This window comes from Pectinatus haikarae, from assembly GCF_050916305.1.
Classification (GTDB): domain Bacteria; phylum Bacillota; class Negativicutes; order Selenomonadales; family Selenomonadaceae; genus Pectinatus; species Pectinatus haikarae.
Window position 1 is genome coordinate 1690526 of the sequence record NZ_CP116940.1, and the last position, 19158, is coordinate 1709683.

15 protein-coding genes are annotated in these 19158 nt (G+C 40.8%); 8 read left to right on the forward strand and 7 right to left on the reverse strand.

Annotation, left to right across the window (positions count from 1 at the left end):
- Positions 1–50: 50 nt before the first annotated feature.
- On the reverse strand, positions 51–2897 hold the full coding sequence (uvrA, locus tag NXG61_RS08280; protein WP_196603772.1) for an excinuclease ABC subunit UvrA: 2847 nt from the start codon (positions 2895–2897) through the stop codon (positions 51–53).
- A gap of 629 nt (positions 2898–3526) precedes the next feature.
- On the opposite strand from uvrA, the gene NXG61_RS08285 reads away from it, so the two are divergent.
- The 7 genes from NXG61_RS08285 to srlE all read left to right on the forward strand — a co-directional run bounded on the left by NXG61_RS08285 (position 3527) and on the right by srlE (position 9206).
- Complete coding sequence (locus NXG61_RS08285; RefSeq protein WP_307222425.1) at positions 3527–4405, forward strand: sugar-binding transcriptional regulator; 879 nt, start codon at positions 3527–3529, stop codon at positions 4403–4405.
- Position 4406: 1 nt separating this feature from the next.
- The gene (locus NXG61_RS08290; RefSeq protein WP_307222423.1) at positions 4407–4793 is read left to right on the forward strand and encodes a transcriptional regulator GutM; all 387 of its coding nucleotides are present in this window, start codon (positions 4407–4409) and stop codon (positions 4791–4793) included.
- 46 nt (positions 4794–4839) lie between these two features.
- Positions 4840–5205 carry a PTS glucitol/sorbitol transporter subunit IIA gene (locus tag NXG61_RS08295; RefSeq protein WP_196603775.1) on the forward strand — a complete coding sequence of 122 codons (366 nt, stop codon included), beginning with the start codon at positions 4840–4842 and terminating at the stop codon, positions 5203–5205.
- A 45-nt stretch (positions 5206–5250) separates the two neighbouring features.
- On the forward strand, positions 5251–6558 hold the full coding sequence (locus tag NXG61_RS08300) for an NAD(P)H-dependent oxidoreductase (RefSeq protein ID WP_196603776.1): 1308 nt from the start codon (positions 5251–5253) through the stop codon (positions 6556–6558).
- 173 nt (positions 6559–6731) lie between these two features.
- Complete coding sequence (locus NXG61_RS08305) at positions 6732–7574, forward strand: class II fructose-bisphosphate aldolase (protein ID WP_307222421.1); 843 nt, start codon at positions 6732–6734, stop codon at positions 7572–7574.
- Positions 7575–7680: 106 nt separating this feature from the next.
- A complete protein-coding gene (gene srlA, locus NXG61_RS08310; RefSeq protein ID WP_196603778.1) occupies positions 7681–8190 on the forward strand; it encodes a PTS glucitol/sorbitol transporter subunit IIC in 510 nt (169 codons plus the stop codon).
- 14 nt (positions 8191–8204) lie between these two features.
- A complete protein-coding gene (gene srlE / locus NXG61_RS08315; RefSeq protein ID WP_196603779.1) occupies positions 8205–9206 on the forward strand; it encodes a PTS glucitol/sorbitol transporter subunit IIB in 1002 nt (333 codons plus the stop codon).
- 212 nt (positions 9207–9418) lie between these two features.
- Here the strand turns inward: srlE and uvrB are convergent, their stop codons facing one another.
- The gene (gene uvrB, locus NXG61_RS08320; protein WP_196603780.1) at positions 9419–11461 is read right to left on the reverse strand and encodes an excinuclease ABC subunit UvrB; all 2043 of its coding nucleotides are present in this window, start codon (positions 11459–11461) and stop codon (positions 9419–9421) included.
- A 504-nt stretch (positions 11462–11965) separates the two neighbouring features.
- On the opposite strand from uvrB, the gene NXG61_RS08325 reads away from it, so the two are divergent.
- Positions 11966–13807: an APC family permease gene (locus NXG61_RS08325; RefSeq protein ID WP_196603781.1), complete on the forward strand. Its 1842-nt coding sequence runs from the start codon at positions 11966–11968 to the stop codon at positions 13805–13807.
- An 89-nt stretch (positions 13808–13896) separates the two neighbouring features.
- Here NXG61_RS08325 and NXG61_RS08330 read toward each other — a convergent pair whose 3' ends face one another.
- The 5 genes from NXG61_RS08330 to map all read right to left on the reverse strand — a co-directional run bounded on the left by NXG61_RS08330 (position 13897) and on the right by map (position 18848).
- Positions 13897–15054, reverse strand: a complete 1158-nt coding sequence (locus tag NXG61_RS08330; protein ID WP_307222414.1) for a S41 family peptidase — start codon at positions 15052–15054, stop codon at positions 13897–13899.
- Positions 15055–15102: 48 nt separating this feature from the next.
- Positions 15103–16230: a murein hydrolase activator EnvC family protein gene (locus tag NXG61_RS08335; RefSeq protein WP_307222412.1), complete on the reverse strand. Its 1128-nt coding sequence runs from the start codon at positions 16228–16230 to the stop codon at positions 15103–15105.
- Between the two features lie 12 nt (positions 16231–16242).
- Complete coding sequence (gene ftsX, locus NXG61_RS08340) at positions 16243–17130, reverse strand: permease-like cell division protein FtsX (protein ID WP_196603784.1); 888 nt, start codon at positions 17128–17130, stop codon at positions 16243–16245.
- On the reverse strand, positions 17120–17806 hold the full coding sequence (gene ftsE, locus NXG61_RS08345; RefSeq protein ID WP_307222503.1) for a cell division ATP-binding protein FtsE: 687 nt from the start codon (positions 17804–17806) through the stop codon (positions 17120–17122). Before ftsE ends, ftsX begins: the two co-directional genes overlap by 11 nt.
- A gap of 169 nt (positions 17807–17975) precedes the next feature.
- On the reverse strand, positions 17976–18848 hold the full coding sequence (gene map / locus NXG61_RS08350; protein ID WP_307222410.1) for a type I methionyl aminopeptidase: 873 nt from the start codon (positions 18846–18848) through the stop codon (positions 17976–17978).
- Between the last annotated feature and the right edge of the window lie 310 nt (positions 18849–19158).

Consider the following 19158-nt stretch of genomic DNA (forward strand, 5'->3'; position numbering starts at 1 on the left):
ACCGCAAACTGTTCTGTCTGTGCTGTAAAAATTAGAAATCAGTAAGACAATTACTTATTCTGCGCCGTTAATTTTATGCCTTCGGCCAGCACGGGAGCAAGAAATTGTCCGGTATAGGATTCACTGACTTTCACTATTTGCTCGGGAGTTCCCTTGGCCACAACGGTACCGCCCCTGTCTCCGCCTTCAGGGCCGAGATCAATTATATAATCCGCAGTTTTTATAACATCAAGATTATGCTCGATGACGACTACGGTATCACCGTTGTCGACTAATCGCTGCAGGACATTCATTAATTTGTGAATATCGGCAGTATGCAGACCTGTTGTTGGTTCATCCAAAATATAAAGAGTGCGTCCTGTGCTTCTTTTTGCCAGCTCTGTAGCCAATTTCACACGCTGGGCTTCACCGCCCGATAAAGTTGTGGCAGGCTGTCCAAGCTGCATATAGCCAAGTCCTACGTCCTGTAAAATGAGCAGCTGGCGATGAAGTTTAGGGATATTTTTGAAGAATTCCACAGCATCGTCAACTACCAGCTGCAAAACATCAGAAATATTTTTTCCCTTATATCTGACCTCAAGTGTCTCACGATTATAGCGGGCTCCCTTGCATACCTCGCAGGGAACATAGATATCGGGCAGAAAATGCATCTCTATTTTTATTATACCGTCGCCATGGCATGATTCACACCGACCGCCTTTGACGTTGAAGCTGAATCTTCCCGGCTTGTAGCCGCGGATTTTGGCTTCATTGGTTTGACTGAAAACTTCCCGTATAGTATCGAAGACACTTGTGTAGGTGGCTGGATTGGAGCGGGGAGTGCGTCCTATCGGTGACTGATCTATATTGATTATTTTATCTATATTTTCAATACCCTTGATTGATTTATGTTTACCGGGTTTTCCTCTGTTAACATAGAAGCTGGCGGCAAGTCCCTTATACAAGATTTCATTTACCAGTGTGGACTTACCCGATCCTGAAACTCCCGTGACGAGTGTCAGCATTCCCAACGGAAATTTTACCCGAATGTTTTTTAGATTGTTTTCGGCAGCACCGACGATTTCAATAAATTTACCGCTGCCTTTTCTTCTTTCAAGCGGCACAGGAATAAATTTTTTACGGCTCATATATTGTCCGGTGATTGAAGCCGGTATTTTTTTTATTTCATCGGCAGTACCCTGTGCAATTACATTTCCGCCATTGGCACCGGCCTCGGGACCTATATCAATAATATTGTCTGCCGCGTACATAGTGTCTTCATCATGCTCAACAACTATAAGTGTATTGCCGAGATCACGCAGATGCTTGAGTGTGGCTAAAAGCCGGTTATTATCCCGCTGATGAAGACCGATGCTTGGTTCATCCAGTATATATAAAACGCCTGTCAGTCCGGAACCGATTTGTGTGGCGAGTCTTATGCGCTGAGCTTCTCCGCCGGATAAGGTCCCTGCCGCACGTCCAAGTGTGAGATAATCGAGACCGACATTGAGCAGAAAGCCAAGCCGGGCATGGATTTCCTTCAAAATCTGGGAAGCTATAAGCTTCTGGCGTTTATCAAGCTGCAGATCGCGAAAAAAATTATCAGCCTGTGCTATGGTCATATCAGTTACTTCATTTATATTTTTTTCGCCTATCGTTATTGCCAGAGCCTCGGGCTTTAAACGTGCGCCGCCGCATACGGGGCAGGGTGTAGTACTCATATATGCTTCATATCCTTCGCGCATCACGTCGGAATTTGTTTCTTTGTAACGGCGGGCCAGAAGCGGCATGACACCCTCAAAAGATGTATTGTAGTCTTTTATTTCCCCAAACATGTTTTCATAAGAAAATTGAAAAGATTCTTCTGAACTGCCATAAAGAAGGAGTTTTTGAACCTTTTCCTTTACCGCAGACCATGGCGTATCAAGTGTATAGCCATAAGTTTTGAGGACAGAGGCAATCTGACACATTGCGTAAGAGGCGGGATTCTTTGATAAAGGGGCGAATAATCCTTCGCTAAAAGAAAGTGCCTTATTTGGCATGACAAGATCAAGATCAAATTCCTGTCTGCTGCCAAGACCGTCACATTCAGGACAAGCCCCGTATGGGCTGTTGAAGGAAAAAAGGCGCGGAGCTATTTCCGGCAGGCTTATACCGCAGTCTATACAGGCAAAATTTTGACTGTACATTAGGAGTTCTCCATCTATTATCTGTACATAAACAATATCATTGCCAAGATCAAGCGCGGTTTCCAAAGAATCTGCCAGACGGGTTTCTATTCCTCCACGCACTGCCAATCTGTCAACAATGACCTCTATAGTGTGTTTTTTATTCTTTTCCAGCTTTATATCATCATTTATATCGAGAATTTCATTATCGATACGAACACGTACATATCCTTGCTTACGTATGTTTTCAAGCAGCTTTCGATGCTCGCCTTTTTTGCCGCGAACTACCTGCGCCATTATCAAAAGCTTTGTCTTTTCGGGTAAATTCATAATGCTGTCAAGAATCTGATCTACAGTTTGCTGCGATATAGGTTTTTTGCAATTAGGACAGTGGGGCTTTCCGGCTCGGGCGAATAGAAGGCGCAGGTAATCATATATTTCTGTGACCGTGCCGACAGTAGAGCGGGGATTACGGCTGGTTGTTTTTTGGTCTATTGAAATGGCAGGGGAGAGCCCTTCTATGTAATCGACGTCAGGTTTATCCATCTGACCGAGAAATTGACGTGCATATGAGGACAATGATTCAACGTAGCGCCTTTGGCCTTCAGCATAGATGGTATCAAAGGCCAGAGAAGATTTACCTGAACCTGACAGACCTGTTATTACTACAAGCTTGTCCCGCGGAATGGATACACTGATGTTTTTTAAATTATGGGCACGGGCGCCTTTTATTTTTATTGCATCTGGCAAAATGGTCAACTCCTGTAATTATTTTAAATGGTTTAATTGCTTAAGCGGTAATTGCTATAAACCAGTATATAGTAAAAAATGTTTTTTTTCCAGAACTTATTAGTAAAAACTGAATATATAAATTCAAATTACTGAATTCATATTATTTATTATGGTGACGCTACATTTCATTGGCATGCCGGAGTGAAAATTTTTTTACGGTATTCTCAAAACTGTCCATATATCTATATTATAGATTGGAAAAGGAGGAAAAACAAATGAAAAACGATTTGGAAAAGACTAAAAAATTTTGCATAGATAATGAAAGGGAAATATTGACAATGGTTATCAATATAGAACAAATGTAAAAATATATATACATGTGATATTACTTTTACATTTGTTCTGCATAAGAAATATTGAAAAAATAATTACTTTGGTGTAATATATTTATCAGAATAAAAAGAAAAATCGCAAAGGAAAGTATTGTTGTTTATATGCAGTCATTCTTATAAATGAAACTGGCTGTCATGTGATAATAAAAATTTAAGACAGATATCATGAAAAAAATTGTTGATGATATAAGATTGATTTTTAAATGCTGCAGTTCGTATTATAAAGATGGGCTGAGCCAGCAGGAGATTTCCGATATGCTGCAGATTTCCCGTCCGTCCGTAGCCAGAATGATAAAGAAAGGACATGAAAACGGGATTGTCAAGATAGAAGTTATGAATCCGGATAATCTGGCATTTGGCAGTATGGAAAGAGAAGTAGAAAAAAAATTTGGACTTGAGGAAGTAATAATCGCGGAATCCGGAAGTGCGGATCTGACAGATGCTTTAAATGAGAATATCACCAGAGAAACATTTAAATTCCTTTCACGAGTGATTGAAGATAAGGATTTTGTCGGGGTGACAATGGGCCGCACGCTGCGCAATTTACTGCATGGCTATTATCCGGTCGAACAAAAAAAATGTACTTTTGTGCCGATAATGGGAGGGATGGACGAAAACAGATATGATATTCACTCCAATCATGTTGCTACGAAATTTGCCGAAATATTCCATGCGGATTGTCTCCAATTTTTTGCTCCGCTGGTTTTTTCAAAACCGGATATGCTCAAACGTTTTTTAGAAGAATATTCCATGCAGAGCATTGTTAAGGCCTTTAAAAAAATATCCATAGTAGTAATGGGAATTGGAGTGCCGTCAAAAGAAACATCTACTTTAGTTAAAGCCGGATATATCAGAGAAGAATTATTTGATGCATTTATCGAATTGGGAATGGTGGGAGATGCAGCGGCACAATTCTATGACAAAAATGGATCGACTCAGCAATTTGAATCATTTAATCATTTGATAGCTGCCATGCCGATAGACGACTTAAAAAAAGTACGCTGCAGAGTCGGTATAGCTGCAGGAAAAAATAAACTGGACAGTCTTATCGGCGCGATAAAAGGCAAGATCATAAATGTACTGATAACAGATTCGGAATCAGCGCGGGAATTGTTGGCATATAGGGAGTTTTAAAATGGATATTACTATTTTAATGGTCTGCCTGCTGGTTTTTATGATAATACAAGCAGCCGGTACGTATATTCAGGTTCGGTTATATAAGAAATCCGTAAGACGGCTCCATAAAAAGGGCAATATTGGTATTGGCGGAAGGAAAGCGCGATTCTCGGGAAATATTGTAATAATTGTCTGCGACAGCAGCGGAAAAGTGGTGGACGGAGAGATTTTAGCCGGAATTACTATTTTCAACAGATTTAAAAAAATTCCGGAACTTATGAATAGAAATGTGTTTGAGCTCAGAGCTGAATATGAAGTGCTTGCGCAAAAAGAAAGAAAAAGAATGCTGGGGCATATCCAGGCTGTAAATGCTCTGTGCGAAAGATTAAGCAATAAGAAGGAATAATTCGAAAATAAAGAAATAAATATTAACGACGAGAGGAGATGATGAAATGAAATATAACAGTAAGATAACCGGATGGGGAAATGAGGCACTAGGTTTTCTGAAAGAGTTGAATTACCTTATAATTTTTAATGATAATGCACCAAAAGAACTGGCAGAAATATCTGTTTTACATGAAAAATCAAAATTAAACGGAGACATTGAAAGGGGGGATACTCTTATAATTGGCGAAAAGGCTTTCGAAATAACAGCCGTCGGTGAAGAAGCACGCAATACATTCAACCAGCTGGGACATGCAACCTTGAATTTTTCGGGAGGTGATGAACCGTTTCTGCCGGGGCATATAATGCTTTACGGCGAGGATGCTTTGACTGAAGAAGATATACAAAAAGGGATAAGCATAAGTATTTTTTAATATCGCAGTTTTAAAAATTAATATAAACTTGGAGTGTGAACAATTATGTTGAATATGGATCAAAAGCTTTTAAAAAGAGAAGAAGAAGGCAAAATAATTCGTACGGGTATAGTCGGGGCAGGGCAGATGGGACGCGGCATGGTAACACAGATGGCAATTATGAAGGGCATATCACCGGCAATAGTGTCCGATATAAAACTGGATAATGTCATAAATGCGTTTCATTATGCCGGCATTGCCGATGAGCAGATCGCTGTTGCTAAAACCTTGGCGGATGCCAATAAATATATGGAGATGGGAAAATTTGTCGCCACTGAAAACTCAGAGCTGATATCGCAGGCCAATCTTGTGGAATGTGCTATTGACGTAACGGGGGTGCCCGAAGTAGGTGTAAAAATAGCGATAGATTCTATGAATAACGGCAAGCATGTAGTAATGATGGATGTAGAAACCGATGTGGTAATAGGCTCCTATCTGAAAAAACTCGGAGAAAAAAATAATGTTATTTATACCGGTTCGGCCGGTGATGAGCCTGGAGCAGTTATGGAGCTGTATTCATTTGCCAGAGCTATGGGAATGCAGGTAAAAGTAATGGGGAAAGGGAAAAACAACAAGCTTGATTATGCGTGTAATCCGGATACCGTGCTTGAGGAAGCTACCAGGCGGAAGATGAGTCCAAGAATGCTGTGCGCATTTAAAGACGGCACTAAAACAATGGTAGAAATGACAGCAATGTCGAATGCGACGGGACTTATTCCTGATGTTATAGGAGGACATGGACCGTCTGCTTCACCGGACGAAAGATGCAAGGAGCTTAACAGCATTTTCCGTTTGAAAAAAGATGGAGGAATTCTTGACAAACATGGTGTAGTTGAATTTGTCAACGGAATAGCACCGGGCGTATTTGTCACAGTGTCCACTGAAAATGAAGAAATAGCGTATCAGATGCAGTATCACAGCATGGGGCCCGGTCCTTTATGGACGTTATACCGTCCCTATCATTTATGCAATCTTGAAACACCGCTCACTGTCGCCAAGGCTGTCATAGATAAAGAACCGACGATAATCCCGATCGACGGGCCTGTGAGCGAATGCATAACAGCGGCCAAAAAAGACCTGAAAGCAGGCGAATATATAGATGGGATAGGTGGATATACCACTTACGGGTCCATAGCTGCCGCCGAGGAAACTTATGCTAATGGATACGTTGTATATGGTCTGATAAATAAGAAAAGCCGCATGAAAAAGGATGTAAAAAAAGGACAGCTGCTCACTTTAAACGATGTAGAACTAGATACCGGCACACAGCTTTATAATGTACGCAAAGAACAGGATGCTATGTATAGAAAATGAAAGCGGAGTGATCATTTTGTGTTTTATAAATAAAAAAACCACCGTAAAACGGCAATTTTACAGTGGCATATCGGTTATTATCATGCTGATACCTAACCAATATTAAGAATACGACAGCATAGAACTTCTGTCAATAATAAGTGGATAAGCAATGAAATAAATGAGGTGAAAATATGCTGGTATCGACAAAGGAAATGCTGGCTGAGGCGAGGGCAAAGGGATTTGCAGTACCATCAGCAAATTTCGTCGATCAAATTTCGGTGAAAGCGCATACGGAGACGGCTGAAAGAATGGGCCTGCCGCTTATATTGTCATATGCGCAGGCGCACAGCTGTTATCAGGACATAGAGGAAGCGGCAATGCTGGGACATTTTTATATAAAAAAAGCAAAAGTGCCGATAGCCCTGCATTTAGATCACGGGATGGATTTTTCTTTTATAAAAAGAGCGATAGAGCTGGGGTTTACTTCTGTGATGATAGATGCGTCAAAAGAGGAGCTGGCAGGAAATATTGCAGCAACCAGAAAAGTTGCGGATTACGCTCATACGCATAATGTGATGGTGGAAGCTGAGATAGGACATGTGGGAACAGGCAGAAACGTGGGGCAGGGAGAAACAGAAGCCGATGACGACAGTATATATACGACTGTGGAAGAAGCCGGTAAAATGGCGGAACAAAGCGGAGCGGACAGCCTGGCTGTTTCAGTGGGAACGGCGCATGGTCTGTACAAAGGCGTTCCCAAAATAAATTTCACAAGGCTTAAAGAGCTGGCTGATAATTTGAATATTCCTCTGGCCCTGCACGGAGGCTCATCATCAGGTGATGATAATCTGGAAAGATGCGCGCTCAACGGTATCGCAAAAATCAATATATATACTGATTTTGTGGTAAATGCTTATAAAAATCTGTCTGAAAATCGTCCGAAAGATTACTTTGGGGTAAATGATTTTTTACGAACAGGAATGAAAAATACTTTGCGGCACTATTACGAAGTATTTCATACACAGGAGATCTGACTGTCATATCAGACTTGAGGAAGAAACAGGAAAGCAGGGACAATATTATTGCCCCTGTTTTCGATACAATTATTTACGGAAAATATTTTTAGAGAAGAGGGGTATTATGGAAATCATCGCAGCCTTGGCAAACGGTTTTATAGAATTATTTAAAGCAGGAGCGGCGACTTTTATTTCATGGGTCACCGGCATTATTCCCTTAGTAGTGGTTTTAATGACCGCGGTAAGTTCAATTATCAAATTAATAGGTGAAGACCGAGTTTACAGTGTGGCTCAGACAGCTACAAAATACACGATAACCCGTTATACGATCGTTCCTATTCTGGCAGTAATATTTCTGGCAAATCCGATGTGCTATACTTTCGGCCGTTTTGTAGAAGAAAAATATAAACCTGCATTCTATGATTCGACAGTGAGTTTTGTACATCCCGTAACGGGATTATTTCCTCATGCCAATGGCGGAGAATTGTTCGTATATATGGGGATAGCTACAGGGATAAGCAATCTGGGACTGCCGCTTGGCGATTTAGCGGTAAGATATTTTTTGGTCGGAATAGTAGTAATACTGCTTCGCGGTGTAGTTACGGAAAAAATTTATGCCGCAATGAAAAAATAAAGGAGGCTTTTTAAATGTATAAATCAGTTACTATACAGAGGGGAAAAGCAGGATGGGGCGGACCTCTGACAATAACTCCCACAGATACCTGCAATAAAATACTATGTGTGACGGGCGGCGGAATTCATCCGGTGGCACAAAAAATAGCTGAAATGACAGGCGGGGTGCCTGTAGACGGCTTCAGTACGGGGGCTCCTGATGAAGAAGTAATGGTTGCTGTAGTTGACTGCGGCGGAACGGCTCGCTGTGGTGTGTATCCTAAAAAAAAGATATTTACGGTCAATTTAACAGCAGTGGGGAAATCAGGTCCTTTGGCACAATATATAACGGAAAGTATTTATGTTTCGGATGTAAAGGAAAACTGTATAACCTTTGCTGATGAAGAAACAGCTGCGGCAGCTGCTGCTAAGGCACAGATGCAAGCAGCTGAGCCGAAGACGAAAACGCAGGCAAGAAAAGAGCTGGCAGCTATGAATGCCGGCAAAAAGAAGAATATAGTCACACGAATAGGTATCGGCGTGGGCGCTGTGGTTAATAAGTTTTATCAGGCAGGACGCGAAACGATCGATATGGTGATCAAAAATATATTGCCGTTTATGGCGTTTGTAAGTATGATTTTGGGGATAATAAGCGCATCCGGCATAGGAAATGTAATTGCTGCGACCTTATCTCCGCTGGCAAGCACGCTGCCGGGAATGATAGGAATATCCATTGTTTGTGCGCTGCCTTTTATTTCACCTGTACTCGGACCAGGGGCAGTGATAGCGCAGGTAGTGGGCAGTCTGCTGGGAGTGGAAATAGGACTCGGTCATATCCCGCCTCAGTATGCACTGCCGGCCCTGTTTGCGATCAATGCTCAGGTAGGTGCTGATTTTGTTCCTGTAGGGTTGAGTCTGGGAGAAGCCGAACCTGAGACGATAGAGCTGGGCGTACCAGCGGTACTGTATTCCAGGCTTATTACCGGCCCGGCAGCAGTATTGATCGCTTATGCATTTAGTATGGGACTTTATGCATAAAATATAAAAAAAGCAGACGTTTTTGAACAAACGGTGAGGTATTTTTTTTTATGAATACCAAAAATAAATATAAGATTTTTTTAAGTCTTATGTAAATACTGAAAATTGATCCAAAAATTAATAGTAATATTTGGGGGCATCGCTTTTTTAGTGATGCCCCAAATATATTATTATAAGAACGATGCTTATCAAAATATCTTACCTGCATAGATTCAGCGGTGTTTTTTGCTTTTTGTGTTTGTTTCATTTTGCAATTCAAATATGACATCACGCAGTTCAGCAGCTTTTTCAAATTCAAGGGCGCGGGATGCAGCCTGCATTTCCTTGGTAAGCGTGACGATAAGCTTCTGCCGTTCTTTAGCGGTCATCTTCAATTTCTTTTTAGGAGTTTTATATTCAGCTGTATCTTCAGCTACCATAGTAGTTTCGATGAGATTTTTGACTTTCTTTTCAATGGTTTTTGGAATGATGCCATATTTTTGGTTATAATCATTTTGCACTTTACGGCGCCGGTCTGTTTCACTTATGGCTTTTTTCATAGAATCAGTTACACGATCAGCATATAATATGACTCTGCCGTTAGCATTGCGGGCGGCACGTCCTATTGTTTGGATAAGAGAGGTTTCTGAACGCAGGAAACCTTCTTTATCAGCATCAAGAATTGCTACAAGGGACACTTCAGGCATATCAAGGCCCTCACGTAAAAGATTTATTCCCACAAGGACATCGAAAACACCCAGCCGCAGGTCTCTGATAATTTCCGTACGTTCTATGGTAGGAATATCAGAGTGAAGATAACGTACTTTTATGCCCATTTCTTTGAGATAGTCTGTGAGGTTTTCCGCCATCTTTTTTGTCAGTGTGGTAACAAGGACGCGTTCATGTTTTTCCATACGTATTCTTATTTCGGTCAGAAGATCATCCATTTGCCCCTGCAGGGGCCGTATTTCTATCTGCGGATCAAGCAGACCTGTCGGTCTGATGATTTGTTCAACTATCTGGCTGGCTTGTGTCAGTTCGTAAGGCGCAGGTGTAGCCGATACGTAAATTATCTGATTGATTCTTTCCACAAATTCTTCAAAACGCAAGGGACGATTGTCAAAGGCTGAAGGAAGGCGGAAACCGTTATCCACAAGGGATACTTTGCGTGATCGGTCGCCGGCATACATAGCGCGCAGCTGCGGCAATGTAACGTGCGATTCATCTATGACAATAAGAAAGTCTTCCGGAAAATAGTCTAAAAGAGTGTAAGGGGAATCACCTTTTTTTCGCCCGGTCAAATGTCGTGAATAATTTTCTATACCAGAACAGTAGCCCATTTCCTGCATTATTTCCAGATCGTAATTGGTACGCTGCTGCAATCTCTGAGCTTCAAGCAATTTATCGTCATTTCTGAGGAGGAGAAGCTGGTCATTCAATTCAGTTTCGATTGATTTTACGGCTCTGTCCATATTTTCCGGGGAGGTTACATAATGGGACGCAGGAAAGACTGTGACACTTTTTCGTTCACCAAGTATTTCTCCCGTAAGTGGATCAAATTCACTGATGCGGTCGATATCGTCGCCAAAAAGCTCTATTCTGACAGCCCGGTCCTGATAGCCGGCAGGGTAGACCTCTATAATGTCACCGTGTACACGGAATTTACCGCGTACAAAGTTAATGTCATTTCTTTCATATTGTATCTGAACAAGTTTTTTAAGTATGGCATCACGAGGATATTCTTCACCGCGGCGTACTGATAAGACAAGCTCATAATAATCCTCAGGAGAACCAAGTCCGTATATGCAGGAGACGCTTGCTACAATTATGACATCACGCCTTTCAAACAGTGAACAGGTCGCTGAGTGGCGCAGTTTGTCTATTTCATCATTGATGGATGAATCCTTTTCTATATATGTATCTGTTTGGGCTATATAAGCTTCAGGCTGATAATAATCGTAATAACTTACGAAATATTCGACTGCATTGTTCGGAAAAAATTCTTTGAATTCACTGGCAAGCTGTGCGGCCAGTGTTTTATTGTGAGCTATCACCAAGGTCGGTTTCTGAACTTTTTCAATTACTTTGGCTATGGTGAAGGTTTTGCCGGTGCCGGTGGCACCAAGAAGCACTTGTGCTGTTTGACCGTTTTCAATACCGGCGGCCAGTTCCCGGATAGCTTTTTTTTGATCACCCATAGGTTCAAAAGGAGCTGTTATTTTGAAAGGTGTTTTTTCAGATAGATGAAGAGTATTGAGCTTTGGTACTGTAGCCATGCGTGCGCCTCCTTATTTATAAGCGATCGTTTTAGCGGACTTTGAATAATATCAGAAAAATTTTTTCATTTGCTTTACAGTCAGAAAATAATGCTGAAAAAGGTTAAAAATATAAAAAATGGTATTGTTTAAAGTATAGCCCAACAGTACAGATTTGTGAACTGTAAATTATGAGCAATTTTAAATGCTATAAGGATCAAGCAGCTGCAGGAAGGAATTATTTATAGATAAAGCTTATAATTTTGACCTCAATGAAATAAATTTGATTGATTCAGCTGAAGCTGCTATTGTCAAGCAAAGATTTTTCTATTGTCTAGTATAGCTTTGAATGCCTGCCTTATTTTGTAAATGAAAGGATTATCATTTGCACGGCAGAATATTATTGAGCCTAACGGTTGACCACTATTGAAGAATTTGAAAATGAGCGTGGTTTTATTTGTATTGCATAAAATGGAAAATTGTATTATATTAGAGGAACTAAATTTATTGATGGGAGAGTTGGAGTTGTTTAACAGAATAAAACGATTGCTGATAGGGCGTCCTTTGAAGAATGAAGAGGCTTTCTATCAGCGTCTGCCTAAGTGGAAAGCTCTGGCCATATTTTCTTCTGATGCGCTGTCTTCTGTAAGTTATGGACCGGAACAGATAGCTGTCGTTTTGGCGCTGTCTGGTTTTATCACATATGGATATTATCTTTATTCTCTTATTCCGATCATTATTCTGCTGGCTATAGTCACTGTATCATACGCGCAGGTTGCCAGAGCAAATCCGGGCGGCGGTGGTTCTTATTCTGTAGCAAGAGAAAATCTCGGTGAAAAACCTGCTCTGGTAGCCGGAGCCGCTCTTTTTACCGATTATATACTTACAGTGGCTGTTAGTATCACCACAGGTACGGCAGCGCTCACTTCTGCCTTTCCTTTTTTGGGAGAATATAAACTGCTTCTTGATATAATCGTACTATTTTGTGTGCTTACTATTATTAATCTGCGGGGAGTCAGTGAGTCAGCTAAGTTTTTCGTTTTGCCGACATATCTTTTTGTCGGCGGTCTTTTGTTGCTGATCGTTATAGGTATTTTTCAGGCATTTACAGGCACGGAACCGGTAATCGCTGAAGCTTCTGTACAAAAGCAGCCCATGGATATGATGATATTTTTCCTTATTCTGCGCGCTTTTGCCAATGGCTGCAGTTCAATGACCGGACTTGAAGCGATAGCCAATGGTGTGCCGATGTTTAAGAAACCCGAATACAAAAATGCAATTCATACTACCTATTGGATGTCAGGTATATTGGCGATCATGCTGCTTGGAATATCATTTTTGATAATGCATTACCATATTATGCCGAATCCCAATGTCACTATGATTTCGCAGCTTGCAGAAAAGACTGTCGGTCGGGGATATTACTATTATTTTTTCCAGATAGTTACGATGTTGATTTTGTTTTTAGCGGCAAATACGGCTTATAATGGTCTGCCGCCTCTTTTATCAATAATAGCAAAGGATGGATATTTACCGCGGTATCTCGGACAGCGCGGAGAACGGCTGAGTTTTTCTAACGGTATTATCCTGCTTAGCATGGCGACGGCATTGCTGCTGATCATTTTTGACGGTGATGTTGAACATCTAATTTCGTTATATGCAATAGGGGTCTTTCTTTCGTTTACTATTGCCCAGTCGGGAATGGTTGTCCACTGGCTGCGCAATAAAAGCAAATATTGGCAGGGGCGTGTTTTTGTCAATGCGCTCGGAGCTTTCATAACCGGTATAATTGTAGTTATTATTGCTGTCACAAAATTTTTCTATGGTGCATGGATCATTCTTATTTTTATACCATCGGTAATATACTGCTTTAGAAAAATAAAAAAGCATTATACAGAAATGGGCAGAGAACTTGCGCTGAAACCTGGTGAAAAATTCAGCTACATCAGTTCGCCGATTATGAAGAACTATGTTATTCTGCCTATATCGTACCCTACACGAAGTGTTATAGAAGCGATGCGCTATGCAAGAAAAATAGGCGATGAAATTATTGCCGTGCATATTGCAACTGACAATGAAAATGCAGATTATGTGAAAAAAGTATGGCATGTGCAGGATCCGGAAATAGGCATTGTTACTATTCAGTCTCCTTATCGTATGGTCATACAGCCTTTGCTTGATTTTGTCAAGCAGGTAGCCGCTGATAAAAATCCAGAAGATTATATAACAGTGCTTATTCCGGAAATACAAACGACAAAGTGGTGGCATAAACTGCTGCACAATCAGACAGGACTTATTCTGCGGACTCTGTTGATTTTTAAGGAGAATGTAATTGTTGTTACTATTCCTTTTCGTTTAAAAAGATAAAAATGTATGCAGCTGAAAAAGACAGCAACAAAATGAAAAAATTTGTTGCTGTCTTTTTTGCTGCAATGGACGTAAGATAATCAAAAAAGTTATTGCTGATTGATTTTTTGTTTTAATGTATCTATAGCGGTATTTAGCTGATTATCTGTATTCCCGTCAGCATCAAATTTGACAGGTATATCAGGTTCAATACCGACACCGTCTATGGAACGATCGCTTGGAGTGTAATATTTTGCGATAGTAAGCTTAAGTGCGGTGCCGCTGCCCAGTGGTATTACTTGCTGGACAGAACCCTTGCCATATGATTTTGTTCCCACCAGCACAGCTGCCTTCGTGTCTTGCAGAGCTCCCGCAAGTATTTCAGAAGCGCTGGCACTATTTTCATCAATAAGGACAACAATAGGATATTTTTGTCCTTCAAGATCTGAACTGTACACTTCTTTGTTGTTATTATGATCGACTATGGAAACTATGGTTCCCTTGGGAACCAGCTGCTTAGCTATTTCTACACAGCTGGTAAGAAGACCGCCGGGATTTGAACGAAGATCCAAGACAAGTCCCCGCATGTTTTGTTTTTGCAGGTCCTGATAGGCATCAGTGAATTCCTTGCCCGTATTTTCGGAAAACATGCCGATTCTTATATATCCTATATTGTCTGACATCATTTGATGTGTTACTGTAGTGGTTTTAATCGTGGCCCTGGTGACAGTGATATCTTTTTGACCATCACTGTTTTTGATTGTAAGTGCCACGTCCGTATCGACAGGGCCTCTTATATGGGAAGCGACCTGATCAAACGAAAAATCTTTTGTTGATACTCCGTCTACAGCAATGATTTCATCACCGATTTTTAGTCCTGCTTTTTCTCCCGGAGTGTCTTTCATTACCGCGATGACGCTGACGACTTGTTTGTCTTTATTATACTGCATCACTACACCAATTCCGCCAAAGGAACCTTCTGTCTGTTCCATGAGCCTCTTATAAAGATTCTGATCAAGATAGAGAGAATGCGGGTCATCAAGGGAGCCGACCATGCCTTTTATTGCACCATTGATAATTACATCATTATCAATGTCTTTAACATAATAAGTTTGCACTAACCGCATGGCAGCGAACAAGCGCGCCACATCGGCAAACTGATATTTATTGAATCCTAACAGAAAATACAGCCCGGAAACAGTGAAAAGTGACGATGCAATGAAAACGATAAATATCAACGCCGCTAAAAACTTCTTGTTAACTTTCATAATTATCACATCCAATAGTTTTTTATCGTTCGCAAAGCCTCAGCAAAATCATAAATAGTTGAGAGGATTAACGGGTTCTCCATTTTTCCTTACCTCGAAATGGCAGTGAGGACCGGTAGAATTTCCTGTAGAACCGCAAAAAGAGATGACCTGTCCTTGTGATACGCGCTGGCCTTCACTGACATTAAGTGACTGGTTATGTCCATATAATGTCTGCAGGCCGCCGCCGTGGCTTATAATTACGGCATTGCCATAACCTGATATCCATCCTGCATAAATGACTGTACCGGCAGCTGCCGCATGTATGGGGAGTCCGTAATCACCGCCAATATCAATGCCGCTGTGAAAAATACGAGTGCCATATATTGGGTGAGTGCGCCAACCGAATGGTGATGTTATCGGACCTGAAATTGGCCAGATGAATTGACCGCTGCCTCCGCCAGCATAGTCGTCCGAATTGCTGCTGGTATATGCAAGGATCATTTGTTCTACCTGACGCGACGCTGCCATGAGTTCATCGTAGGCACGCTCGGCAGTTGCTCTGTCATTTTTTACCTTATCCAGCAGTGTCTGCTGCTGGGCTTTTTTATTCTGTAATATGTCGGCTTTTTCCTTGGCTGACTGAGTTAGTTTTTCAGTTTTGCTGCGGTCGGTTTCAAGTTCCTTTTTAGTATCTGTAATAACTTGTTTTTCCGCCAGGATACCGTTGATAAGATCATAGTCGTATTTGATGATACGTTTGATAAGGTCCATACGTGTCAAAAAATCAGAAAAGCTGTCGGCGCCAACAAGAACTTCAATATAACTTATTTGTCCGTGCATATATATATCACGAAGCCTTTTATAGAGAACTTTTTCACGCTTATCAAGGTTTTGCTGTGTTTTTTTTAAAAGATCTTCATTTTCATCTATCTTTTTTTGCGTTTCATCCAGCTGTCCTTTTATTTCATTATAAGCGGCGGTGGCGTTATCGACCTGTTCAGCTATGGTGCGCATTTGCTCGGAGATAGTGTTCTCCTTGGATTTAGCGGAATCAATCTCAGTTTGTTTCTCAGTTGCCTGTTTTTTCAGGCCGTCAAGTTTATCCTGTAATGATGCAGCCGATGCTGAGCTGCAGAATATGGTGAATAAAAGCAATAGGGTGAATGCATACAGACGCTGCTTATGAAAAAACATATACAACTCTCCCTATACTTCAAGAAAGCGTTTTATTGATATGACACTGCCTAAAGCGCCGATTACAATACCGCTCAAAATAATAATTATCGTTACATATGTTAAAAATGGATACAATGGTATCAAAGGGAAAAAAGTCATCATGTCATAAATCTTTTGAGTAAGTGCTATATAGGCAAGACGCAGCAAAATAACAGCTATGTTGCTGCCAATAAAGCCTAGAACTACACCTTCAAGCAGAAATGGCCAGCGGATAAACCAGTCTGTGGCGCCCACATATTTCATTATAGCTATTTCCTTGCGTCTTGCAAATACGGTAAGCCGGATGGTATTTGAAATTATAAAAATTGTGGCACCCGCCAGAAAGACGATGATAGATAAGCCTATAAGCCTTACAAGCCTGGTCAGGTCAAATAAATGTTCGACCACATCCTGCGCGTATACAGCAGTATCTACACCGGGAAAATTTTCCACTTCCTTAGAAGCTGTTTTGACCAGCTGAGGATCTTTTACCGTGATCTCAAAAGCATTGGGAAGAGGATTGGTGTCATCAAGTGCGCTGAGAAGATATTTTTGATCGCCCAATCTTTCCGAAAAGCGTTTCATAGCATCTTCCTTGGAAATGTACTTTACCGTATCGATACCTTGCAGAGAAGATAATTTTTCTTCCAGTGAATCAGTCTGCTTTTTGGTAATATCATCTTTCAGATAAACACTTATCTGTACCTGGGATTCCAGTGTGGAGGCCATGCGATCAAGGTTTACTACGACCATCAAAAAAAGACCAAGGATAAACAGCGAAATGGTAACTGTGCCAATAGAGGCTAATGACATCCAGTTATTGCGCTTTAGGGAGGCGGCCACTTCTTTTACAAAATATTCGGTAGTTCTAAGCTTCATATCCGTATCCCCCTGATGCTTCATCACGTACGATACAACCGCTTTCTATCGCCAACACACGTTTTTGCATTGTGTCAACAATGGTCTTATCATGTGTTGCCATAACGATAGTTGTTCCGGCGGCATTGATGCGCTGAAAAATATCCATTATTTCCCAGGAAGTTTCCGGGTCAAGATTCCCGGTGGGTTCATCGGCAATAATAAGTGACGGATTGTTGACGATGGCTCTGGCGATAGCAACACGCTGCTGCTCACCGCCTGAAAGCTGAGAGGGAAAACATTTGTACTTTGCCCGCAGGCCTACTACGTCCAAAACACTATTAACACTGCGCAGTACGAGCCGACGGGGCGATTCAATGACGCGCATTGCAAAAGCGACATTCTCATAGACAGTTTTATTTGGCAAAAGGCGATAATCCTGAAAAATAACGCCGAGACTGCGGCGCAGATAAGGAATTTCATGACGCGGCATTTTATTGATATCATACCCATTTACCAGCAAAAGACCCGAAGTAGGCAAAATTTCACGCAGCAATAACTTAATAAAGGTGGATTTACCGGCACCGCTCGTTCCCACAATGAAAACAAACTCACCGCGTTTTATGCTGATGTCTACTTTATCAAGAGCGACAGCGCCATTATCATATATTTTAGAAATGTTTTTCATTTTGATAATATTTATCTCATTAGGGGATTTCATTAAAGCAGCTCTCCTTAATTGCTGTGAAAAGTGATAAAACACAAATCTATTTTAGCATAAATGAATTATTGTTTCAGGTAAAAAATTTATTCCACATAAATTTTAAAAGCCAGTACATATATTGCAATTTATGTGGAATAATAAATTAATCGGCAAGAACAGCTGTGCCGGTTTCTGTTATCAGTATAGTCTTTTCCCATTGTGCTGACAGCGAACCGTCTTTAGTATAAACTGTCCAGCCGTCTTTTTCATCGGTGCGGACATCAAAGTCTCCCATATTTATCATAGGTTCGACCGTAAGTACCATTCCGGGGACAAGCAGCATTCCTGTATTTTTTTCGCCAACATGATTTACGAATGGTTCTTCATGAAATTTTTTACCTACGCCATGTCCGCCTAAAGCAGTAACAACAGAATATTTATTTGTGTGCGCATGTTTTTCTATAGCAGCGCCGACATCGCCAAGAAAATGCCAAGGCTTAACGGCATTTATGCCCAATTCCATACACTGTCTTGTCACTTCAACTAACTTTTCTGCTTCAGGTGAAACGCTGCCTATCATAAACATGCGGGAGGCGTCAGCATAATAACCGTCAAGAATGGTTGTTATATCGACGTTGACTATGTCACCGCTTTTCAGAATGGTCTTTTTGGAAGGAATTCCGTGGCAGACTACATCATTTATTGATATACAGATGCTTTTCGGATAACCGGCATAATTCAGGCAGGCAGGAATACCTCCGTTTTCAATTATGAAATTATGGGCCATATCATTTAAGGTAAGTGTATCAATGCCCTCTCTGATATTTTCTGCTATAAGATCAAGAGCTGCGTTATTTATTTTACCGCTTTTAGTGATGCCTGCTATATCTTTTTCATTCTTGATGATTTCGTGTGGCGGTTTTATCTGTCCCATTCTGGGATCAAATTTTATGCCGTCGATATGTTCATCAAAATCAAGATGACAGCGTTTATACTTAAGGCCGCTGCCGCACCAGCAAAAATCATTTCTATGCAAAATATATTCCTCCAGTTTGATTTTATCTGATCTTATGTAAAAGCTGCAATTACATGACCTCAGAGATAAATTGACTGCAATAAGTCTTGCCTGAAATATTTAACAGTATTGAGATCAATTAAACTTTTGTTTTTCATCAGATAAAAGTGAGATAAAAGTTTTTATATGTAACTATATATTATTCTGGAAGATAAAGTAATAATCCTTTCTATATTAATATATTATTGTATCTGCATGAAAGTTTGGTTGGAAAACATACTTTGCTAAACTGATATATCAGCTTGGCAAAAATAAATAGTTTACCAAACAA

Coding starts and splice junctions, on each gene's coding strand:
- NXG61_RS08285 (WP_307222425.1), top strand. CDS start 3,527: ATGCTGCAGATTTCCCGTCCGTCCGTAGCCAGAATGATAAAGAAAGGA.
- NXG61_RS08290 (WP_307222423.1), top strand. CDS start 4,407: ATGGATATTACTATTTTAATGGTCTGCCTGCTGGTTTTTATGATAATA.
- NXG61_RS08295 (WP_196603775.1), top strand. CDS start 4,840: ATGAAATATAACAGTAAGATAACCGGATGGGGAAATGAGGCACTAGGT.
- NXG61_RS08300 (WP_196603776.1), top strand. CDS start 5,251: ATGTTGAATATGGATCAAAAGCTTTTAAAAAGAGAAGAAGAAGGCAAA.
- NXG61_RS08305 (WP_307222421.1), top strand. CDS start 6,732: ATGCTGGTATCGACAAAGGAAATGCTGGCTGAGGCGAGGGCAAAGGGA.
- srlA (WP_196603778.1), top strand. CDS start 7,681: ATGGAAATCATCGCAGCCTTGGCAAACGGTTTTATAGAATTATTTAAA.
- srlE (WP_196603779.1), top strand. CDS start 8,205: ATGTATAAATCAGTTACTATACAGAGGGGAAAAGCAGGATGGGGCGGA.
- uvrB (WP_196603780.1), bottom strand. CDS start 11,461: ATGGCTACAGTACCAAAGCTCAATACTCTTCATCTATCTGAAAAAACA.
- NXG61_RS08330 (WP_307222414.1), bottom strand. CDS start 15,054: ATGAAAGTTAACAAGAAGTTTTTAGCGGCGTTGATATTTATCGTTTTC.
- NXG61_RS08335 (WP_307222412.1), bottom strand. CDS start 16,230: ATGTTTTTTCATAAGCAGCGTCTGTATGCATTCACCCTATTGCTTTTA.
- ftsX (WP_196603784.1), bottom strand. CDS start 17,130: ATGAAGCTTAGAACTACCGAATATTTTGTAAAAGAAGTGGCCGCCTCC.